Below are 18,776 nucleotides of genomic sequence, written 5' to 3'. Positions count from 1 at the left end.
CGACCGGCCCCACAAACGCCGGGACCGTCCCAGGTCCCTGCTCTTGTGTCAAAATTTTACTGTCGATGCCCGTGCGGTGATGGCCTTCAATGCAGCGGACGAAACTCGAAGCCGCCGACGTTGCGACAACGACCTCCATTGATTTCACGCAGTTGGGCTTGCATGTGCAGGGACCATATCTGCGGGTCATCGGCCAGCTCGTAGCCGTGCAGCGTCAGGCTTTGCACAATGGTATCGAGGATGGATTCGGCGGCAGTCGGGCCGGGAAATGGCCCTTGGGCCTTGATGGCAGAAGGTTGTTCACCGGCCATTCCGGCGGCGAAGAGCAAGGTCCACATACCGGTATCTCCCGCCAGGGGGCGGATGGCGCATTCGATACGGGTGACAAGACCCAGGCATTGACGAGTGAGGCAAAGGTTGCGCGACATGGCGGCGCCCCTCGGTAGATCCGGTATTCAGCCCCGGGAGGAGGCTGTTTCGATCCGATGATGACTCTCGTTATCCTTGAGCTGAGGATAGAAGAAAAGTTCCGGTCGCAAGGACTTTCGAGACCAGAATACGCCGAGCGGTCACAGTGTGAATATTGACGCCAAAGTGGTGGCGTTTTTTTAGAAATAACCCACAAAACAGTATGGGAGCGAGCTTGCTCGCGATTGTGGTGTGACAGTCGAGAAAACCGTGACTGAAACTCCGCAATCGCGAGCAAGCTCGCTCCCACAGGAGGTCTTGCTGCGGTCAGGAAAACATCAAGCCGGCTTGGCCTCCGTCAATGCCTGCTGTGCCAGTTCCTTTTCCGCTTCCTTGATGTCGTCTTCGCTGATCATTTCCGCGATCACCCGTAGCCGCTCCACCACCCGGGCATTGACGCTGCCCTCGGGGAACTCGCCGTTTTCGTCCGGCTCGCCAGCAGGCTCGCCCACCAACAGGCTCAGGGCTTCGTCGGCCTGGCGCACCGCATAGACATGGAACTGCCCGGCGCGCACGGCGGCCAGCACTTTCTCGTCGAGCATCAGGGTCGCGACGTTGGCCTGGGGAATGATCGCCCCCTGCTCACCGGTCAACCCGCGGGCTTCACAGAGGCGGAAGAAGCCTTCGATCTTCTCGTTGACCCCGCCCACCGCCTGCACTTCACCGAACTGGTTGATCGAGCCGGTAATGGCGAAGCACTGCTTGAGCGGCGTCTTCGACAGGGCCGAGATCAGCGTACACGCCTCGCCCAGGGACGCGCTGTCGCCGTCCACGTAACCGTAGGACTGCTCCAGCGCAATGCTGGCCGAGATCGCCAGCGGGAATTCCTGGGCATAACGACTGCCCAGGTAGCCGGTAAGAATCATCACGCCCTTGGAGTGGATCGGCTGGCCGAGGTTGACCTCCCGCTCGATGTCGACGATGCCGCTGCCGCCCGGGTACACCGTGGCGGAAATCCGCGCGGGTACACCAAACGCAGAGTCGCCGACCTCGAGTACTGTCAGCCCGTTGCATTTGCCCACGGCCGCGCCGGCGGTGTCGATCAGGATGATCCCCGCGAGCATGTCGTCGAGGATTCGCGCCGAGACACGCCCGGTACGGGTGGCCTTGGCCTTGAGGGCGCGCTCGATATGACCGGCGTCGGTCATCTCGTCACCGGCCAGTTGGCGAATGAAATCCGCCTCGCTGACCAGTTGGAACAGATCACCGATACGCGCCGACAAGCGCCCCTGGTGTTCGGCCAGACGCGCACTGTAGGTCGCCAGGCGCGCCACCGCGTCGGCGGTCAGCGGCGCCATGCCCTCCTCCGAAGTGCGGGTCTTGAGCAACTGGGCGAACTGCTCCAGGCTCTCGTCGCCCATCGGGATGTCTTCGTCGAAATCCACCAGCACGCGAAACATTTCCTGGAAGTCCGGATCCAGGTCCTGCAAGGCGTAGTAGAGCTGGCGGGCGCCGATGATCACGACCTTGACCTGCAGCGGAATGTGCTGCGGCGTCAGGGTCACGGTGGCCACGCGCCCCAGTTCCCCCAGCGGCGATTCCATTTTCAGCTTGCGCGATTGCAGGGCGCGCTTGAGCGCATCCCACACGAACGGCTCACCGAGCATTTTTTCCGCTTCGAGAATCAGGAAACCGCCGTTGGCCCGGTGCAAGGCGCCCGGACGCAACTGCCGGTACGTGGTGTAGAGCGCGCCCTGGTCGGTGCTGTATTCGATGCGACCAAACAGGTTGTCGTAGGTCGGGTGCGGCTCGAACACCACCGGCGCGCCGCCACTGAACGGATGCCCGACCACCAGGCTCGGGGCGTACTGTTCCTCCAGCAGCTTGCGGGCGATGGCGTCGGTCTTGCTGTCGTCCACCAATTGCTCGACCACAGTCTTGAGCAGATAGACCTGCATGGCCTGCAGGTAGCCGCAGACCGCAGCGTTCTCTGCGTATTTCTCCGACAGTGGCGCCAGCAACGGTTGCAGGGCCAGGGTGATGGTTTCTTCGTTGAGCTGGCGCAACTGGTTGCTCGACTCGCGCTTCCACTGCGGCAGGCTGGCGAGTTCTTCGTTCAAGCGCTCTTCCAGGCCCGAGATGTCCTCATGGAAACGCTCGCGCTCGGCTTCCGGCAACTGGGCGAATTCCGCTTCATCCAGGGCCTTGCCTTCGCTCATTGGCGTGAAGGCGATGTTGCTGCTGTCACGGTACAGCGCGACATCCTTCTCCAGCGCCAGGCGCTCGATCACATCCAAGGCGCGGTCATAGCGCTGGTTGAAGGCGCGGTCGATGGCACTTTTCTTCTGCTGGTAGGACGGGTGCTCGAATACCGCCGGGAACGTCGCCAGCAAGTTGTCGATCAAGCCGTTGATGTCGGCGATGAAAGCACCGGCCGTACCTGACGGCAGTTCCAGGGCACGGGGTTCGCGGGGCTCATCGAAGTTGTTGACGTAGACCCAGTCCGCCGGGGTCTGCAGGCGCTTGCCTTCGGCCTTGAGGTAGCGTTTGACGAACGAAAACCGGCCAGTGCCGGGCTCACCCATGACGAATACGTTGTAACCGGGGCGCGGCATGGCCACGCCGAACTGCAAGGCTTCGACCGCACGTTCCTGGCCAAGCACACCGCGGAAGGGCTCCAGATCATTGGTGGTAGAGAAGCTGAACTGTTCAGCGGAAAACGGACGGGTCAGCGCTTCGGGCGCTAGACGCAAGCTGGCAGCAACAGGATCAGGCATCGGGCTTCCTTACATCAGGCGGGGCAGATAGCGGCATTCTGGCGCCGCCTGTACCTGACTGGCAAGGAGCGCCTCTGCCCAAAGCATAGTCAAAGGGGAAACCGCGGTCGGGCCCGGTAGACAGGCGATCTTCCAGTGATGTTTTTGCAAAATGTCACGGAACCCTCAGATCGTGCCTAAACTCCAAACTGCGCGGCTGGAACAATAACCGGCCCACTGGCAGCTGTAGGGGCCAGACCCTGTCCATCGGTATGCACATAAAGAGAACATAGCTATGAAACGGATTCTTCTCGGTACTCTCTTCACCGCTGTATCCATCAACGCCATGGCTCAGGCGCCGGGCGGCCCGGATTGCGGCTGGGGCAACATGCTGTTCGAAGGTCAGCGTGGCACTCCGGCACACTTCCTGGCATCCACCACCAACGGCACTTCCGGTAACGCTACCTTCGGCATGACATCCGGCACCAACGGTTGCTCGACCAACGCGGCACTGACTTACGGCGGCAAGTCCTGGCTGGCCATGAATGGCATGATGAACGAGCTGTCCGAAGACATGGCCAAGGGTCAGGGCGAAGCGCTGACCACCTATGCCGTGGTACTGGGCGTAGCGCCGGAAGATCGCGCACACTTCTCCGCCGTTACCCACGAGCACTTCCAGCAGATCTTCAGCAAGGCTGACGTGACGGCGGAAGATGTGCATACCAACACCCTGGCCGTGCTGAAAAGCGATCCTCGCCTGGCCAAGTACGCCACTCAAGCTTAAGCTCGACACCACTCGCTCCTCTCGGGGAGCGGGTTTTCTTTTCGGGGCCCCTTCGGTCTTTGTTTTTTCGCCTTTCCAAGTAGCCGACTATGCTCAAACGCCTTGCCTGGCTGGCGCTCTGTGTGTGCGCCCCGCTGTCCGCCGCGCCTCATGTCGACCCTCAACGTTTGCAGCAACTGGCCAATGACCGCTTCTGGATTTCCCTGGGCCACTACGAAACCGCCAAGCTTGGCGGTTGGCGCAGCTATATCAGCGACAAGAAATTCTTCCTCGCGCCCGATGGCAACGAACATCCCGAGCGTGAACTGAGTGCCACGCTAAAAGCCCTGTACGGCCCGGCCAGCGCCGGCCAGCAGCATGCCCAGTGCGTGTACCCGGCGCGAACGCGCTGGCTCAAGGCCCAGCTCAATCTGACGGATCTGCCGGCCGTTGACTGCAGCGACTTCAACCAATGGTTCAAGGACGTCTCGCCCCACAGCGCGGTGATGATCTTCCCCGCCGCGTACCTGAACAGCCCGTCCTCGATGTTCGGCCACACCCTGCTGCGCATCGACCAGGCCGATGTGCAGAGCGACAAGACCGCCCTGCTCAGCTATGCGATCAATTTCGGCGCCTACATCGAAGGCTCGGACAACAGTATCCTCTATGCCTGGAAGGGCCTGATGGGCGGCTATCCCGGCCTGTTTGCCCTGGTGCCGTACCAGGAAAAACTCTCCGAGTACCGTAGCCTGGAGAACCGCGACCTGTGGGAATACCGCCTGAACCTGAGCCAGGCGGAAACCGAGCGCATGGTCGAGCACGTCTGGGAACTCAAGCAGATTCAGTTCGACTATTTTTTCTTCGACGAAAACTGCTCCTATCGCCTGCTCGAATTGCTGCAAGTGGCTCGCCCCAGCCTGCGCCTGACCGAACAATTCCCGCTGACTGCGATTCCCACCGACACCGTCAAGGCCGTGAAAGAAGCCGGCCTGGTGGAAAGCATCCAGTATCGACCGTCCCGTGAACGGGAACTGCTCAGCCGCGCCGAACCGCTCAGCGACGAAGAACAGCAATGGGTACTGAAAGCCAGCGCCGACCAGCAGCAACTGCAAGCCCCCGGCTTCAAGGCGTTGCCGCGCGAACGCCAGGCGCTGATCATCGATGCGGCCTACCGCCTGGAACGCTATCGCGCCAACGGCCAGGAGCGCGACCCACAGCGCGCCCAGCGCAGTTTCGAACTGTTGCGGGCGATCAACCAGAACCCGGCGCCGGAGCTCGATATCCCGCAACCGGGCCTGCCCGAGGACGGTCACCAATCGCGCACCTGGCAGGCTGGCCTCGGCACGCGGGGCGACCGGGCGTTCGGCGAGTATGGCTTGCGCATGGCCTATCACGATCTCAACGACAACGCCGAGAGCTTCCCCTTGGGCGCACAGATCGAAATCCTGCAATTGAAACTGCGCCAGTACGAAGGCAATGACTGGCAGGTGCAACAACTGGACCTGGCGACCATTCGCTCCCTGACGCCGCGCAACGAGTTGCTGCAACCGCTGTCCTGGCAGGTCACCGGCGGCCTGGAGCGGGTGCCAGGCAAACACGACGACGAAACCCTGGTCAGCCACGTCAACGGCGGCGCCGGCGGCACCTGGGCGCTGGGCGAGGATGTCCTCGGCTTTGCCCTGGGCACGGTGCGGGTCGAACACAACAATGACTTCGCCCAGTTCATCGCCCCGGCCGCCGGTTTCAATAGCGGTGTGCTGTGGAAAAACCCGCTGGGCAACCTGAGCCTGGAAGCCAAGGGTGATTATTTCGTCAACGGCGAAGTGCGCCGCAGCCTGAGCTTGAACCAGCAATGGGAGCTGTCCCGCAACCTCGGCCTGCGCCTGAGTGCCCAGCGGGAATTCAGCCAATTGGCCTCGCCGGAGAACGAAGTGATGCTTGAGGTGAAGTGGTATCACTATTGATATCTGAGCCAGAGAGAGGATCAAGGCCCAATCCCAGGTCGAATGGCAGGCGCGTTTCCGGGCTCGTTTCGAAGTCAGCCAAAATCAAGTAGATTGGCCCGGATCAACCTTTAATCGGAATTGAATGCTGCGATGCTTGATTATCTGCACATGAAAAACGTGGGGCCTGCTCCTGAGCTCGAAGTTAACTGGGCGCCACGAATCAATCTGATTACAGGTGACAATGGACTGGGCAAAAGCTTTTTGCTGGACCTGGCCTGGTGGGCGCTGACGCGCACCTGGGCCAATACGCCAGCCCTGCCTGTAAACCCCGGCAAGTCCTCCATTGAATACGTTGTAAAAGGTAAATCCGGCGTCGCCCAGCCTGTGGTATCGACCTACAAGCGGGAAGACAGCTCCTGGCCTCTGAAACAAAGTCGTCCCACCATGCCCGGCATCGTGGTTTACGTACGCATCGACGGCGGCTTTTCCGTATGGGATCCGGCCCGCAATTACTGGCGCTCCGATAAGGATCGACCCGCCGCATATCACTTTTCCGCCGACGACGTATGGGATGGCCTCGACGTCAATGGGCAAAGGGTTTGTGAAGGCCTGGAGCGCGACTGGGTCAACTGGCAAAACGGTCGAAAACCCCAATTCGAAGCGCTGGAAAACGCATTGCGCGACCTCTCTCCCGCCAGCGAACCGTTATGCGTCGGGGCACCCAGACGAGTCTACCTGGGCGAGGGTCGAGAACGACCGACACTTACCATCGGCAATCAGAACGTTCCGGTCGCGCTGGCCTCTGCGGGTGTAAGACGCATCTTGGGGCTGGCCTATTTTCTCGTGTGGGCCTGGTATGAGCACCAGGCAGCGGCCGCACTGCTCGACAAAAAGCCCGAGCGCCGGTTTGTCATTCTGTTCGACGAACCCGAGACTCATTTACATCCAAGGTGGCAGCGCACGCTGATGCCCAGTTTGTTGCAAGCTATCAAGACCTTGCGCGGGAACCACGGTGCCGCTCCCCCCCCAACTCCTGATTGCCACGCACTCCCCCCCTTGTCGCCGCCTCCCTTGAACCGGTATTCGATGCAGAACAGGACGATCAGATTCAATTGTCGATCCGGGACCAGAAGGTCACGCTGACACAAGGACACTGGGCAGCCCAGGGTGACGCCAGCAGTTGGTTGGTCTCTGACACGTTCGGGCTGGAACAGGCGCGCTCGCTGGAGGCAGAAAAAGCCATTGAGGCCGCCGAAGCATTCATGCGTGGCGAGAAGCAACTGCCTGAAGGACTCAAGACCCGAGCCTCCATCCATAAGGCGCTGCAAAAGCTGCTTCCGGCCCATGATGAGTTCTGGCCACGCTGGCTGATCGAGAGCGGCCTCCTGAAGCTCAATGGCGAGGGCCATCAATGATCCCGGTGACCAGGCCAAAGGAACCCGCCGATTTTGATAAAGACGTCAGAACGCCGGGAAAACAATGGCTCACTGACAATCCGGGCGCTCCTCGTCCCTCGCCGCTCTGGAACAAATGCTCGCGAGAGCTGGCCGATCATTACGCAAACCTGTGTGCCTACGCGGCCATGCTTGACCCTACCGGCGGAACGGTCGATCACTACCTCAGCTACAAGCACTACCCGGGCCTGACCTACGAATGGAGCAATTACCGCTTCGCCTCCGGCACGCTGAATTCCAGCAAGAAAACAGCTGATGACACGGTGCTCGATCCCCATGACGTGGGCCCAGGCTGGTTCGAAATCATTTTGCCGTCGCTTCAGATGCGCACCACAGCAGCGATTCCTCCGGCTTATCGCGACAAAGCCGAGTACACACTCAAGCGACTCAAATTGCGTGACGGTGAGCGCGTCATTCGCTGGCGCCAGAGTTGGTACAACATGTACAAACAAAAAAAGCTGACGCTCGAAGGACTCCGTGAAGTGGCGCCGCTGATTGCCGATGCCGTTGAAAAAGCCGCCCTATGAAGGCGGCCTCATTTACCTGCAACCGCAGATTTTTTGATCATTCTTTCACCTCCCGCCTACAACTGCGCTTCTAAATTCTCCTGGTAAGGCCGCCAATGCGGCAGGGAGACAGGCATGTGGCGTGCGGTAGCGGTATTGAGTGTGATGTTGCTGGTCAGCGGCTGTGAAACCACCCACGAAGACCTGATCGCCCGGGGTTATCCACCAGCGTTCGCCGACGGCTACGACGACGGTTGCAGCAGCGGCCGGCAAGCCGCCGGGGTGATCACCGGCCAGTTCAGGAAAGACGTGCCGCGCTATCTCAAGGACCCGCGCTACGCCGAAGGCTGGAGCGATGGTTTCCGTCAGTGTCAGGCCATGCGCGAAAGCGAGGAGCGTGACGCCTATCGCGAACGTCACTGGGATGAACGTGAACGGGCCTGGCAACAGCAGAAAGACCAGGATGCCGCCCGGGCTTATCGCTCGCCGTAAGTCGCGCACAGACATTCATCGAAACCAAAAGCCTGCGACCATGGCCCAAACTCCAATAGAGGAGAACACCATGAGTCGCGCTTTCGTCAACGAAGACACCGCCGCAGCCCAGGCCGATCAACCGGTCGAACGCCAGGTCAGTGCCCAGCCCAATTACGTGACACCGTCCGGGTTTGCCCAGTTGCAGGCCCGCGTCGCCCAGTTGCAGGCACTGCATGGCCAGCACGCAGCCAAAGGCGACCAGGCAGACAAACAGCGCATCGCCGACATTGAACGGGACCTGCGCTATTTCAATCAGCGCTTGCAAAGCGCCCAGATCGTCGTGCCGACATCAACGGACCAGGTGCGGATTGGGCATTGGGCGACCTTCGTCGATGAGCATGATCACGAGCAGCGGGTGCAATTGGTGGGTGAAGACCAAGCTGATGCGGCCAGTGGACTGATCAACTGGGGTTCGCCGCTGGGGCGAGCGTTGCTGGGGGCGAAGGTGGGGGATGAGGTGATCAGGGAGCGACCGATGGGCAATCTCGCCATTGAAGTCATTGCCATAGCGCTTGATTAACGAACTGAGCGAGCAGCACTTGTTAGTACCATGAGAAAACACTTAAACCTTTCCTGCAGACTCGAACAAGAGCAATAAAGCCTCTAGCGCTAGAGCGTCGCAACAGTAACTACATACCTGTAGCAACATGTAACTGCAACATAAGGTCATAACGACAAGTTGGTGCTTAATCGGCAGCGTGCTATTGTTTTTCCCGCACCAAAACAGGTGCGTAACAACAGAGGAGAAACATGATGAGCGAACACATACTGGCAATGTCCGGTGACTTCGATGGTGACTTCAAGTCCTACCAACTCGTCAGTCGCGGCATTGAGTCAGCAGCGCTGACCATTGTCGAATGTGGCACCGCAGAGTGCACCGCCATTTTGTGCTAATCCCACTTTCAAGGTCGACCTGCACAGGGCGACTTTGATATCCCTAATCCCATTCATAGACAACTTCATTTGACATCCTACAGTTCGGATACAGTGATTGGCATCCGATTGGCCGCAGGCCGCTGTACGCGATATTCAATAACTGATGAGGAAATATCATGAGCGAAAAAATCCTGAACATGTCCGGTGACTTCTATCTCGAGTTCAACGCCTACCAAGCGCCCGCTAACAACATCGTGGGCATGCTGGCAACGACGATGGAATGCAACACCTTTGGAACTTGCACCAATATTGGATGCTCGACACTCGGGTGCTAATCCCGCTTAATCGACATCGAAACAGGCAACACCTATAAACATAGAGCAGGCATTGCCTGCTCTATCCATGTCAGGAGCTATGGCATGCTTGTTAACGCTTTGAAGTTGGATCAGCGAGGGAAGTACCGGTACGCTTCAGACGGCGACATCGCCCTTTTTGAAAACAACCTGACCCGCCTGCATGCCGATGATCAAACCGTGCTGGATCACTTTGGCCTGAACAGGGAACAACTGGTCTCGTATATCAAGGAAACCGTCAATCAGCAGCCCTTGCCCTCCGCAGGCGAAGACGCCTTGAATACGTTGAAAGAGAAATTGATTCATCTCGACAGCGTGAATGTCGACATGAAACAAGGCTCAAGTAACAAGGACAATTTTTATTGGTTTGGCTATCGCTTTTTTCTTTATTTCATCGATACCTTCAAGGCAGATGCGCGCTATTCGAATGCGTCAAGGCACATTGATGAACCCGCCTTGTTTGCCAGCCTTGAACGCTATGTCCTGGCCCGGGTTGGACGCACCTCGGAACAAAGCCTGGTCCATTATTTGAATACACGGATTGCGGACGGCGATGACATTGACCTGGAAGGATTCAATCACCTTCTACGCACGCTGCCGTTGCTGAAGTTTTTCGAATCCTACCCAGTGCTGGCGACATTGCTGTTTGACCTACTGGACGACACCCTCCATTTTCTTTATACGGTCATTCATAACTTTGCCGACGACGCTGAATGGTTGGAGACAGCGTTTTCGATCCCCTCGCGGAAAATCGACGCTATTGAGCTCGGCCTGGGCGACCCTCACGGTCGTGGCGAAACGGTCTGCCAAGTCAATATCGGCACCACGGCATTGGTCTACAAGCCAAGGGCAAGCCAGGAGGCACTGTTTTTCTATGGCCTTCTTGGCCAATTGCATGAGTGGACAGGCGCCGATTGTTTTTCTATCCATACGCCAAAAATCCTCAGCCGCGAACGGCACAGCTGGGTAGAGAAAGTCGAGAACCTCCCTTGCGATAGCGAAACAGACATTGGGCTGTTCTATCAAAAAATGGGGGCACAAATAGCCGTCATCCATGGGTTGAATGGCATCGACTTTCACTACGAAAATATTATTGCGTGCGGCAACAGCCCGGTCATGATTGACCTCGAGTGTTTGTTCACGGCTTCCACCAGCGACCTGCTCACTGACCTGCCCGCAGGTTGCGCACTGTCCAATAGTTTTAAATTGGTCCAGCAGTCAGTCTGTTCCAGCGGATTCGTACCCTTTTCACAACAGCCCAATAACGACCAGAGCGGTCTGACCCGGCAAGCGCTATTCATCTCCACCCGCCATTCCCTGATTTTCGACGATGGTTTTTACCATTTGCGCAAAGTCGAATTCGAACATCACCTGATGCAAAAACATCTGCCGCTTTTGCAGGGTGAGCGCAAGGGACCTGAAGCTTATAAAAAAGAACTTTTCCAAGGCTTTGAAAAGGCCTATGGCGAACTGATGGTTCATCGGCGCGCGATCATGCAGATGCTTGAACAATCCGCAGGGGAACTGTCAACCCGGGTGTTGCTCAAAAACTCTCAGCGCTACGCTGATTTTATCGGGCTGATCCGCCACCCTCGCTTTATGCAGAATATGCTCGACCGGGAACTTCTGCTCGCCACCCTGTGGGAAGACCTGAAAGAACCCTATCGGGAAAAGGGCATTCCCCGCTATGAAATAGCCGACCTGCAACGATCCAGTATCCCGTGCTTTACCATGCCGCTGAACGGCAACTATTTTACGAGCGCACAGGGTGAAACAATTGAAATGGCAGCCGTGGAACCACCGGTAAAAAGCTGTCTACAAAAAATAGCCAACCTGTCCCGCAAAGACTGGGCCTTACAACGCACCTTACTCGAAATCTGTCTGTTCCCAGAACCGAACGGACATCCCCCCTCCCCTATTCCGCAGACGCTGGCGAACCTTGAAACAGCGCCCCTGGCGAACCGACTCGACGCGCTACAGACCATCAGCGCCCGCCTCGAGGAGCTGGCGGTAGTGGGCATGACGGAAGATGTAAGCTGGCTGTCTTTCCATACGCACCCCACGACCCAGAGAAAATACCCGTCGCCCATGGATCACGGGTTGTATTCCGGTATCGCCGGGATTGGCTTGTTTTATCTGGGCCTGTTCAAGGTGAGCGGCGAACCGCACTGTCTGTCGCGCATGGATCAGGTGCTGCACTCACTGGAACAACGCTTCGGCTTTTTCAGAACCGATTTGACGGTCAGTGCTTATCACGGGCTGGGGGCTTACCTCTATCTGCTCATCAATCGTCGCCAAGTCACTGGAGACGCCAAGCATGATGAAAAAATTGCCGGCCTGCTGCGCCAACTGATTGAAGTCCCTCCTGAAGACTATGATTTCGACTTCCTCGGAGGCTGTTGTGGGGCTGTGACCCTGCTGGCCAATATCCATGCATTGTCTGCACAGGAGGACGTGCTGCCAGCCATCCAACGCATGGTTGGCTACATCAAGGATCAAGTCCTGATTGAAGATGGCCAACTGCTGCGGCGCGATGATCGCTCGGTCATTTTGACAGGCTTGTCCCACGGCCTCTCGGGGGTCATCCATGCCCTGTGTAAAGCCTATGACGTGACCGGCGATGCGACCCTGGTGCCCTTGGCCATCCAGGTGCTCGAAGGCGAAAACCGCTTGAGCCGGGACGGTTTCTGGCTGGACCTGCGAAACCTCGGGCCGGCGGACCATACGTCCAAGTGGTGCCACGGCGACGGCGGTATACTTATCGCCAGGCGACAGCTCATGGCATCGATGGGGGACGCCCTGGACGACGCGGCCAGGCAGACCGTGCTCGACGATATACAGCGATGCGAGAACAATCTCTGGCAGCACGGTTTCGGCGAGGGCTACAACCTGTGTCACGGCGATTTCGGCAATCTGATCTGTCTGCATGACCTGTATCGGCACTCGGATAATCCCGAAGGCATGAGCAGGGTCAGAAAGATACTCGACGAAATCGCCCGGCAGTTTTTCGAGGGACCATGGCTCGACAACGATCGGGTACCCGACGTCAGCCTGTTGACCGGAATCACGGGGGCGGGTTATGCCTTGCTGTACGAGATGGACCCGACCCTCCCCAACATTCTCTCCCTTGAATTCGCGGTGCCGGCGTAACCCCCATAAAAAACGGAGCCCGAAGGCTCCGTTTTTTCATGCAACCAACCGACTCAGGCCAGTTTTTTGTGCCGTACGCGGTGCGGCTGGGCAGCCGCTTCGCCGAGGCGCTTCTTGCGATCGGCTTCGTACTCGGTGTAGTTGCCTTCGAAGAACACCGCTTGGGAATCGTCTTCGTATGCCAGGATGTGGGTCGCCACGCGGTCGAGGAACCACCGATCGTGGGAGATCACAATGGCGGCGCCCGGGAAGTCCAGCAAGGCTTCTTCCAGGGAACGCAGGGTTTCCACGTCGAGGTCGTTGGACGGTTCGTCGAGCAGCAGGACGTTGCCGCCCTCCTTCAAGGTCAACGCCAGGTGCAAGCGACCGCGCTCACCACCGGACAAATCCTTGACGAACTTCTGCTGGTCGCCGCCCTTGAAGTTGAAACGGCCCACATAAGTGCGCGACGGGATTTCATAGTTGCCGATGCGGATCTGGTCGGAACCGTCGGAGATCTGCTGGAACACGGTCTTGCTGCCGTCCAGGTCTTCGCGGCTCTGGTCGACGCAGGCCAGTTGCACGGTTTCACCGATTTCGATGCTGCCCGAATCCGGCGTTTCCTTGCCCATCAGCATGCGGAACAGCGTGGATTTACCCGCACCGTTACCGCCGATCACGCCGACGATGGCGCCCTTGGGCATGGAGAACGACAGGTTGTCGATCAGCACGCGATCGCCATAACCCTTGGTGACGTTCTTGAACTCGATGACCTTGTCACCCAGGCGCGGACCGGCCGGGATGTAGATCTCGTTGGTTTCGCTGCGCTTCTGGAATTCCTGGGATTGCATTTCCTCGAAGCGTTGCAGACGTGCCTTGGATTTGGACTGGCGGGCCTTGGCGCCTTTGCGCACCCACTCCAGTTCTTCCTTCATGGCTTTTTCATGGGCCGACTGCTGCTTGGATTCCTGGGCCAGACGATCGGACTTGGCTTCCAGCCAGCCCGAATAGTTGCCCTCGTATGGAATGCCTGCACCGCGGTCAAGTTCGAGGATCCAGCCGGCGACGTTGTCCAGGAAGTAACGGTCGTGAGTGATCGCAACCACGGTGCCTGGGAAGTCGTGCAGGAAGTGTTCGAGCCAGGCGACGGAATCGGCGTCCAGGTGGTTGGTCGGTTCGTCGAGCAGCAGCATGTCCGGGGCCGACAGCAACAGGCGGCACAGGGCCACGCGGCGCTTCTCACCACCAGACAGGTGTTCGACCTTCGCGTCCCAGGCCGGCAGGCGCAGCGCATCGGCGGCGACTTCCAGCTGGCGGTCCAGGTTGTGGCCGTCGCTGGCCTGCAGGATCGCTTCGAGCTTGGCCTGTTCGGCGGCCAGCTTGTCGAAGTCGGCATCCGGATCGGCGTAGGCGGCATAGACCTCGTCGAGGCGCGCCTGGGCGTCCTTGATCACACTGACCGCTTCCTCGACCACTTCACGGACGGTCTTGGTCGGATCCAGCTGAGGCTCCTGGGGCAGGTAGCCGATGTTCAGGTCCGGCATCGGGCGGGCTTCGCCGTCGAATTCGTTATCGACGCCGGCCATGATTTTCAGCAGCGTGGATTTACCCGAACCGTTGAGACCCAGTACGCCGATCTTGGCGCCGGGGAAGAAGGACAGTGAAATATTTTTCAGGATTTCCCGCTTCGGCGGAACAACTTTGCTCAGCCGATGCATGGTAAAGACGTATTGAGCCATGGTGAACCTAGCGTCAGTGACAGGTGAAAAGAACGAGCCAGGCCATGCGCGGCACCGGCACTTGACGGTCATCAATGCCTGCACGCGGATAGAGCCTGGGAATCTGGAGCTGGAACGCTCTTGTTTGACCGGCAAAGCTACCTCAACCGTCGGTCAAGGTCCAGCCGCCAAGGGCTGGCACTTTGCCACAAGTCAAGGCATGCTAGCCGCCCTTCGGGCGTCCGGCTTATAGTGCACGTCGCGCCAGTCCAGCAAACTGCAGGATTACAGCTTGTCCAACGTCACTCCGCCCCTGTCCCCTCGCGCACCCGCAGTCGTGCCCGGCTCGCCCCTGCGCGGGACATTGAAGAGCGCACTGGCCACGCTGGTGTTGCTGTTGCTCGGCTTGCTGTTCTGGCAATTGCTCGACCAACTGCGCGAAACCCAACAGCAACAACGCCAATACACCATCGACTACACCGCTGATCTCGCCGCGCAAGTCAGCCTGAACATGGCCCTGAACGCGCAAATCGCCCTCAACCTGCTACCGATCGTCGAACAACCCCAAACGGGCGACGAACAGCGGGCCCTGGTGCGCAAACTCCAGCAATCGCTCCCCGAATTGCGCAGCCTGGTCCTGCTGAGCCCCTCCGGCCGAGTGCTCAGTGACAGCGACGCCGACAGCCACGACGCCGACTACCTGGGCGACCTGGTGCGGCGCAGCCGGGCCCAGGCCCATTATTTCAGCAATGCCGAAGACGGCTCCGTGGTGCACCTATTGTTGCACCAGGCCAGCGGTAGCAGCCGTGGCTACTGGGCCCTGCGCCTGAGCCCGAACTTTTTCTCCACCCTGACCAAGCAGGCCGATATGGGGCTGCGCCCGCTGTGGCTGGTAGAAAACCGTCTCAACCAGCAGATCATCAGCCGCGACGAAAGCCTGCCCTCGAGCAGCCCTACCCACTTGTCCCCGGATGACCTGGAGAACACCGTACTGACCGTGCCCTTGAGCAGCAGCGACTGGCAACTGCGGGGGCTGTTCGACCGCCGCCAGGTGATCGAACAACTGTTGCCGGCCTTCATCGGCAAATGCCTGCTGGGCCTGGCGTTTTCGTTGTTGCCGGTGATTGCGCTCTTGAACATGCGCCGACGTCAGCGGCAGTTGCATGAAGGTCGGCGGCGCTACCAGGATATTTTCGAAGGCACTGGCGTGGCCTTGTGCGTGCTCGACCTGTCGGGGCTCAAGGCTTTTTTTGAGCGGGCCGGCCTGCACACGGGCGATCAATTGCGCGCATGGACAAAAACCCCCCATCAACTCGAGCAATTGCGCCAGGAAGTTCACGTCACCGAAGTCAACCAGATGGCGTTGAAACTGCTCAATGTCGATTCCTGCGATCAGGCCTGGCAACTGCTGGTCGGCAAGGGTACGCAGGACAACAACCCCGTCGGCTCGAAGCTGCTCGAGGCGCTGCTCGATCAACACAAGCAACTGGAGCTGGAAATCAAGCTCCAGGACGCCCATGGCCGCGACCAGCACCTGTGGCTGGTGCTGCGCCTGCCGGAAAAACAGCAAGACCATAACGCGGTCATCCTGAGCATCAGCGACATCACCAGCCGCAAGCTGATCGAGCTCTCGCTGCTCGAACGCGAGGGTTTCTGGTCGGACGTGGTGCGCACCGTGCCGGATCATCTCTATGTGCAGGACGTCATCAGTCAGCGGATGATTTTCAGCAACCACCACCTGGGCCAGACCCTGGGGTACGACCGCACCGAACTGCACCAGATGGGCGAGTACTTCTGGGAAATCCTGCTGCACAGCGACGATGCCGATCACTACCACAGCCTGCGCCAGGCACAGCGGCGGGGCGGGTACACGCAATTGTTGCAATGCCAACTGCGCTTTCGCCACCGCAATGGCAAATGGCGCTGCTTCGACATCCGCGAGCAGGCCCTGGCCCGGGACCGGGATAACCAGGTGACACGAATCATCGGCGTGGCCAAGGACGTCACCGAGCAGATCGAGGCCAGTGAATCGCTGCGTGACAGCGAACAACGCTACCGGATGCTCGCCGAAAGCATCAGCGACGTGATTTTCTCCACCGACAACAAGCTTTCGCTCAACTACGTCAGCCCGTCGGTGCAAGCGGTGCTGGGCTACACCGCCGACTGGATCTTCCAGAACGGCTGGCAATCGATCATCGCCAATCCGCAACAACTGACCGGCATCTACAGCCTGATGGACCGGGTCAGCAAGGCCCTCGACAAGCCCGATCAACTGGCCGAGCTACGCAACCAGATGCAGACCCAGTTGTTCCTGTTCGACTGCCTGCGTGCCGATGGGCGCAAGATTCCCATCGAGCTGCGACTGGTACTGGTGTGGGATGAACACGGCGCGTTCGAAGGCGTGCTCGGCGTCGGTCGCGACATCAGCCAGCAGCGTCGCGCTGAAAAAGACCTGCGCATGGCCGCTACGGTCTTCGAGCACTCGACCTCGGCGATCCTGATCACCGACCCGGCCGGCTACATTGTCCAGGCCAACGAAGCCTTCAGTCGCGTCAGCGGTTATGCCGTGTCGCAAGTGCTGGACCAGTTGCCCAACATGCTGACCGTGGACGAACAGCAGGAAGCCCACTTGCGCTACGTGCTCAAGCAGCTGCAACAGCACAGCACCTGGGAAGGCGAAGTCTGGCTCAAGCGCCGCAATGGTGAGCATTACCCGGCCTGGGTCGGCATTACGGCCGTATTGGATGACGAAGGCGACCTGGCCAGCTATGTATGCTTCTTCAGCGACATCAGCGAGCGCAAGGCCAGCGAGCAGCGCATTCATCGCCTGGCCTATTACGACGCCCTGACTCACCTGCCCAACCGCACGCTGTTCCAGGATCGCCTGCACACCGCGCTGCAATCGGCCGACCGACAGAAGACCTGGGTCGTGCTGATGTTCCTCGACCTGGACCGCTTCAAGCCGATCAACGACTCCCTGGGCCATGCCGCCGGCGATCGGATGCTCAAGGAAATGGCCACGCGCCTGCTCGGCTGCGTCGCCGACGACGACACTGTGGCACGCATGGGTGGCGATGAATTCACCCTGCTGCTGCAACCGCGCGCCAGTCGCGAAATGGCGCTGAACCGGGCAATCAACGTAGCCGAGCAGATCCTCGCCAGCCTGGTGCGGCCCTTCGTGCTCGAAGGCCGGGAGTTCTTCGTCACCGCCAGTATCGGTATCGCCCTGAGCCCCCAGGACGGCAACGAACTGAGCCAATTGATGAAGAACGCCGACACAGCCATGTATCACGCCAAGGAGCGGGGCAAGAACAACTTCCAGTTCTATCAGGCCGACATGAACGCCAGCGCCCTGGAGCGCCTGGAGCTGGAAAGCGACCTGCGCCACGCCCTGGAACAGAACGAGTTCGTGCTGTATTACCAACCGCAGTTCAGCGGCGATGGCAAACGTTTGACCGGTGCCGAAGCCCTGCTGCGCTGGCGCCATCCGCGACGCGGATTGGTGCCGCCAGGGGATTTCATCCCGGTACTCGAAGAACTCGGCTTGGTGGTGGACGTCGGCGACTGGGTCATCACCGAGGCCTGTCGGCAGCTCAGGACATGGCACCAGGCCAAGGTCCGGGTGCCGAAGGTCTCGGTCAACATTTCGGCCCGGCAGTTCTCCGACGGCCAGTTGGGCACGCGCATCGCCAATATCCTGCGCAGCACCGGCCTGCCGCCGGCCTGCCTGGAGCTGGAACTGACGGAAAGTATCCTGATGCGCGAAGTCAGCGAGGCGATGCAGATCCTGGCCGGGCTGAAAAACCTGGGCCTGAGCATCGCCGTCGATGACTTCGGCACCGGTTATTCGTCGCTCAACTACCTCAAGCAATTCCCCATCGACGTGCTGAAGATCGACCGCACCTTCGTCGACGGCCTCCCGTCCGGCGAGCAGGATGCGCAGATCGCCCGTGCGATCATCGCCATGGCCCACAGCCTCAACCTGGCGGTGATCGCCGAGGGTGTCGAGACCCATGAGCAACTGGACTTCCTGCGCGAGCACGGCTGCGACGAAGTCCAGGGCTACCTGTTCGGCCGGCCGATGCCGGCCAATCGGTTCGAAGCGCAGTTCAGCAATGATGCGTTGTTCATGCTCGACTGAAATCTTGTGGTGGCTGGGCGGGCCTCTTCGCGAGCAAGCCCGCTCCCACAGGGAAACGCATTTCAAAATGTGGGAGCGGGCTTGCTCGCGAAGGTGCCAGTCCGGGCATCGCTGAGTTCTGAGTGAAACCCATTTGTCCGCGACATGACGCCCTTTCATATGCCTTCCAAAACCGGTTGAGGTAGAATGCCC

General features: G+C 59.4%; 14 protein-coding genes. 11 read left to right on the top strand and 3 right to left on the bottom strand.

Annotated elements, in window-relative coordinates:
• Positions 1–86 precede the first annotated feature (86 nt).
• The gene (locus TK06_RS25405) at positions 87–428 is read right to left on the bottom strand and encodes a hypothetical protein (RefSeq protein WP_013694243.1); all 342 of its coding nucleotides are present in this window, start codon (positions 426–428) and stop codon (positions 87–89) included.
• 318 nt (positions 429–746) lie between these two features.
• Positions 747–3,185: a Lon protease family protein gene (locus TK06_RS25400; protein ID WP_063324297.1), complete on the bottom strand. Its 2,439-nt coding sequence runs from the start codon at positions 3,183–3,185 to the stop codon at positions 747–749.
• A 274-nt stretch (positions 3,186–3,459) separates the two neighbouring features.
• Here TK06_RS25400 and TK06_RS25395 point away from each other — a divergent pair, with 274 nt between their 5' ends.
• The 10 genes from TK06_RS25395 to lanM all read left to right on the top strand — a co-directional run bounded on the left by TK06_RS25395 (position 3,460) and on the right by lanM (position 12,746).
• The gene (locus TK06_RS25395) at positions 3,460–3,948 is read left to right on the top strand and encodes a DUF3015 domain-containing protein (protein WP_003185616.1); all 489 of its coding nucleotides are present in this window, start codon (positions 3,460–3,462) and stop codon (positions 3,946–3,948) included.
• An 89-nt stretch (positions 3,949–4,037) separates the two neighbouring features.
• Positions 4,038–5,891, top strand: coding sequence for a DUF4105 domain-containing protein (locus TK06_RS25390; protein WP_063324296.1), 1,854 nt, complete (start codon positions 4,038–4,040; stop codon positions 5,889–5,891).
• A 132-nt stretch (positions 5,892–6,023) separates the two neighbouring features.
• Positions 6,024–7,016: an AAA family ATPase gene (locus TK06_RS25385; RefSeq protein WP_063324295.1), complete on the top strand. Its 993-nt coding sequence runs from the start codon at positions 6,024–6,026 to the stop codon at positions 7,014–7,016.
• Positions 6,986–7,288: a hypothetical protein gene (locus TK06_RS32810; protein ID WP_063324294.1), complete on the top strand. Its 303-nt coding sequence runs from the start codon at positions 6,986–6,988 to the stop codon at positions 7,286–7,288. Before TK06_RS25385 ends, TK06_RS32810 begins: the two co-directional genes overlap by 31 nt.
• Positions 7,285–7,854, top strand: a complete 570-nt coding sequence (locus TK06_RS25375) for a hypothetical protein (RefSeq protein WP_063324293.1) — start codon at positions 7,285–7,287, stop codon at positions 7,852–7,854. The genes TK06_RS32810 and TK06_RS25375 overlap by 4 nt, the downstream gene beginning before the upstream one ends.
• 114 nt (positions 7,855–7,968) lie before the next feature.
• Complete coding sequence (locus TK06_RS25370; RefSeq protein ID WP_063324292.1) at positions 7,969–8,325, top strand: hypothetical protein; 357 nt, start codon at positions 7,969–7,971, stop codon at positions 8,323–8,325.
• 70 nt (positions 8,326–8,395) lie between these two features.
• Positions 8,396–8,887 (top strand): GreA/GreB family elongation factor, encoded by a 492-nt coding sequence (locus TK06_RS25365; protein WP_063324291.1) that lies wholly within the window; start codon positions 8,396–8,398, stop codon positions 8,885–8,887.
• A gap of 233 nt (positions 8,888–9,120) precedes the next feature.
• Entirely contained in the window at positions 9,121–9,261 is a 141-nt protein-coding gene (locus TK06_RS32805; protein WP_170845994.1) for a hypothetical protein, read from the top strand.
• Between the two features lie 158 nt (positions 9,262–9,419).
• Positions 9,420–9,578 (top strand): hypothetical protein, encoded by a 159-nt coding sequence (locus tag TK06_RS32800; RefSeq protein ID WP_203417393.1) that lies wholly within the window; start codon positions 9,420–9,422, stop codon positions 9,576–9,578.
• A gap of 84 nt (positions 9,579–9,662) precedes the next feature.
• Positions 9,663–12,746 (top strand): type 2 lanthipeptide synthetase LanM, encoded by a 3,084-nt coding sequence (lanM, locus tag TK06_RS25360; RefSeq protein WP_063324290.1) that lies wholly within the window; start codon positions 9,663–9,665, stop codon positions 12,744–12,746.
• 53 nt (positions 12,747–12,799) lie between these two features.
• Here lanM and ettA read toward each other — a convergent pair whose 3' ends face one another.
• The gene (gene ettA / locus TK06_RS25355) at positions 12,800–14,464 is read right to left on the bottom strand and encodes an energy-dependent translational throttle protein EttA (protein ID WP_030140297.1); all 1,665 of its coding nucleotides are present in this window, start codon (positions 14,462–14,464) and stop codon (positions 12,800–12,802) included.
• Positions 14,465–14,735: 271 nt separating this feature from the next.
• On the opposite strand from ettA, the gene TK06_RS25350 reads away from it, so the two are divergent.
• The gene (locus tag TK06_RS25350; RefSeq protein WP_063324289.1) at positions 14,736–18,584 is read left to right on the top strand and encodes a sensor domain-containing protein; all 3,849 of its coding nucleotides are present in this window, start codon (positions 14,736–14,738) and stop codon (positions 18,582–18,584) included.
• Positions 18,585–18,776: the final 192 nt, after the last annotated feature.

The sequence above is a fragment of the Pseudomonas fluorescens genome (assembly GCF_001623525.1).
Classification (GTDB): Bacteria; Pseudomonadota; Gammaproteobacteria; order Pseudomonadales; family Pseudomonadaceae; genus Aquipseudomonas; species Aquipseudomonas fluorescens_Q.
The sequence above is the reverse complement of the archived record's forward strand: the minus strand, read 5'-3'. Positions and strand labels throughout refer to the sequence as shown.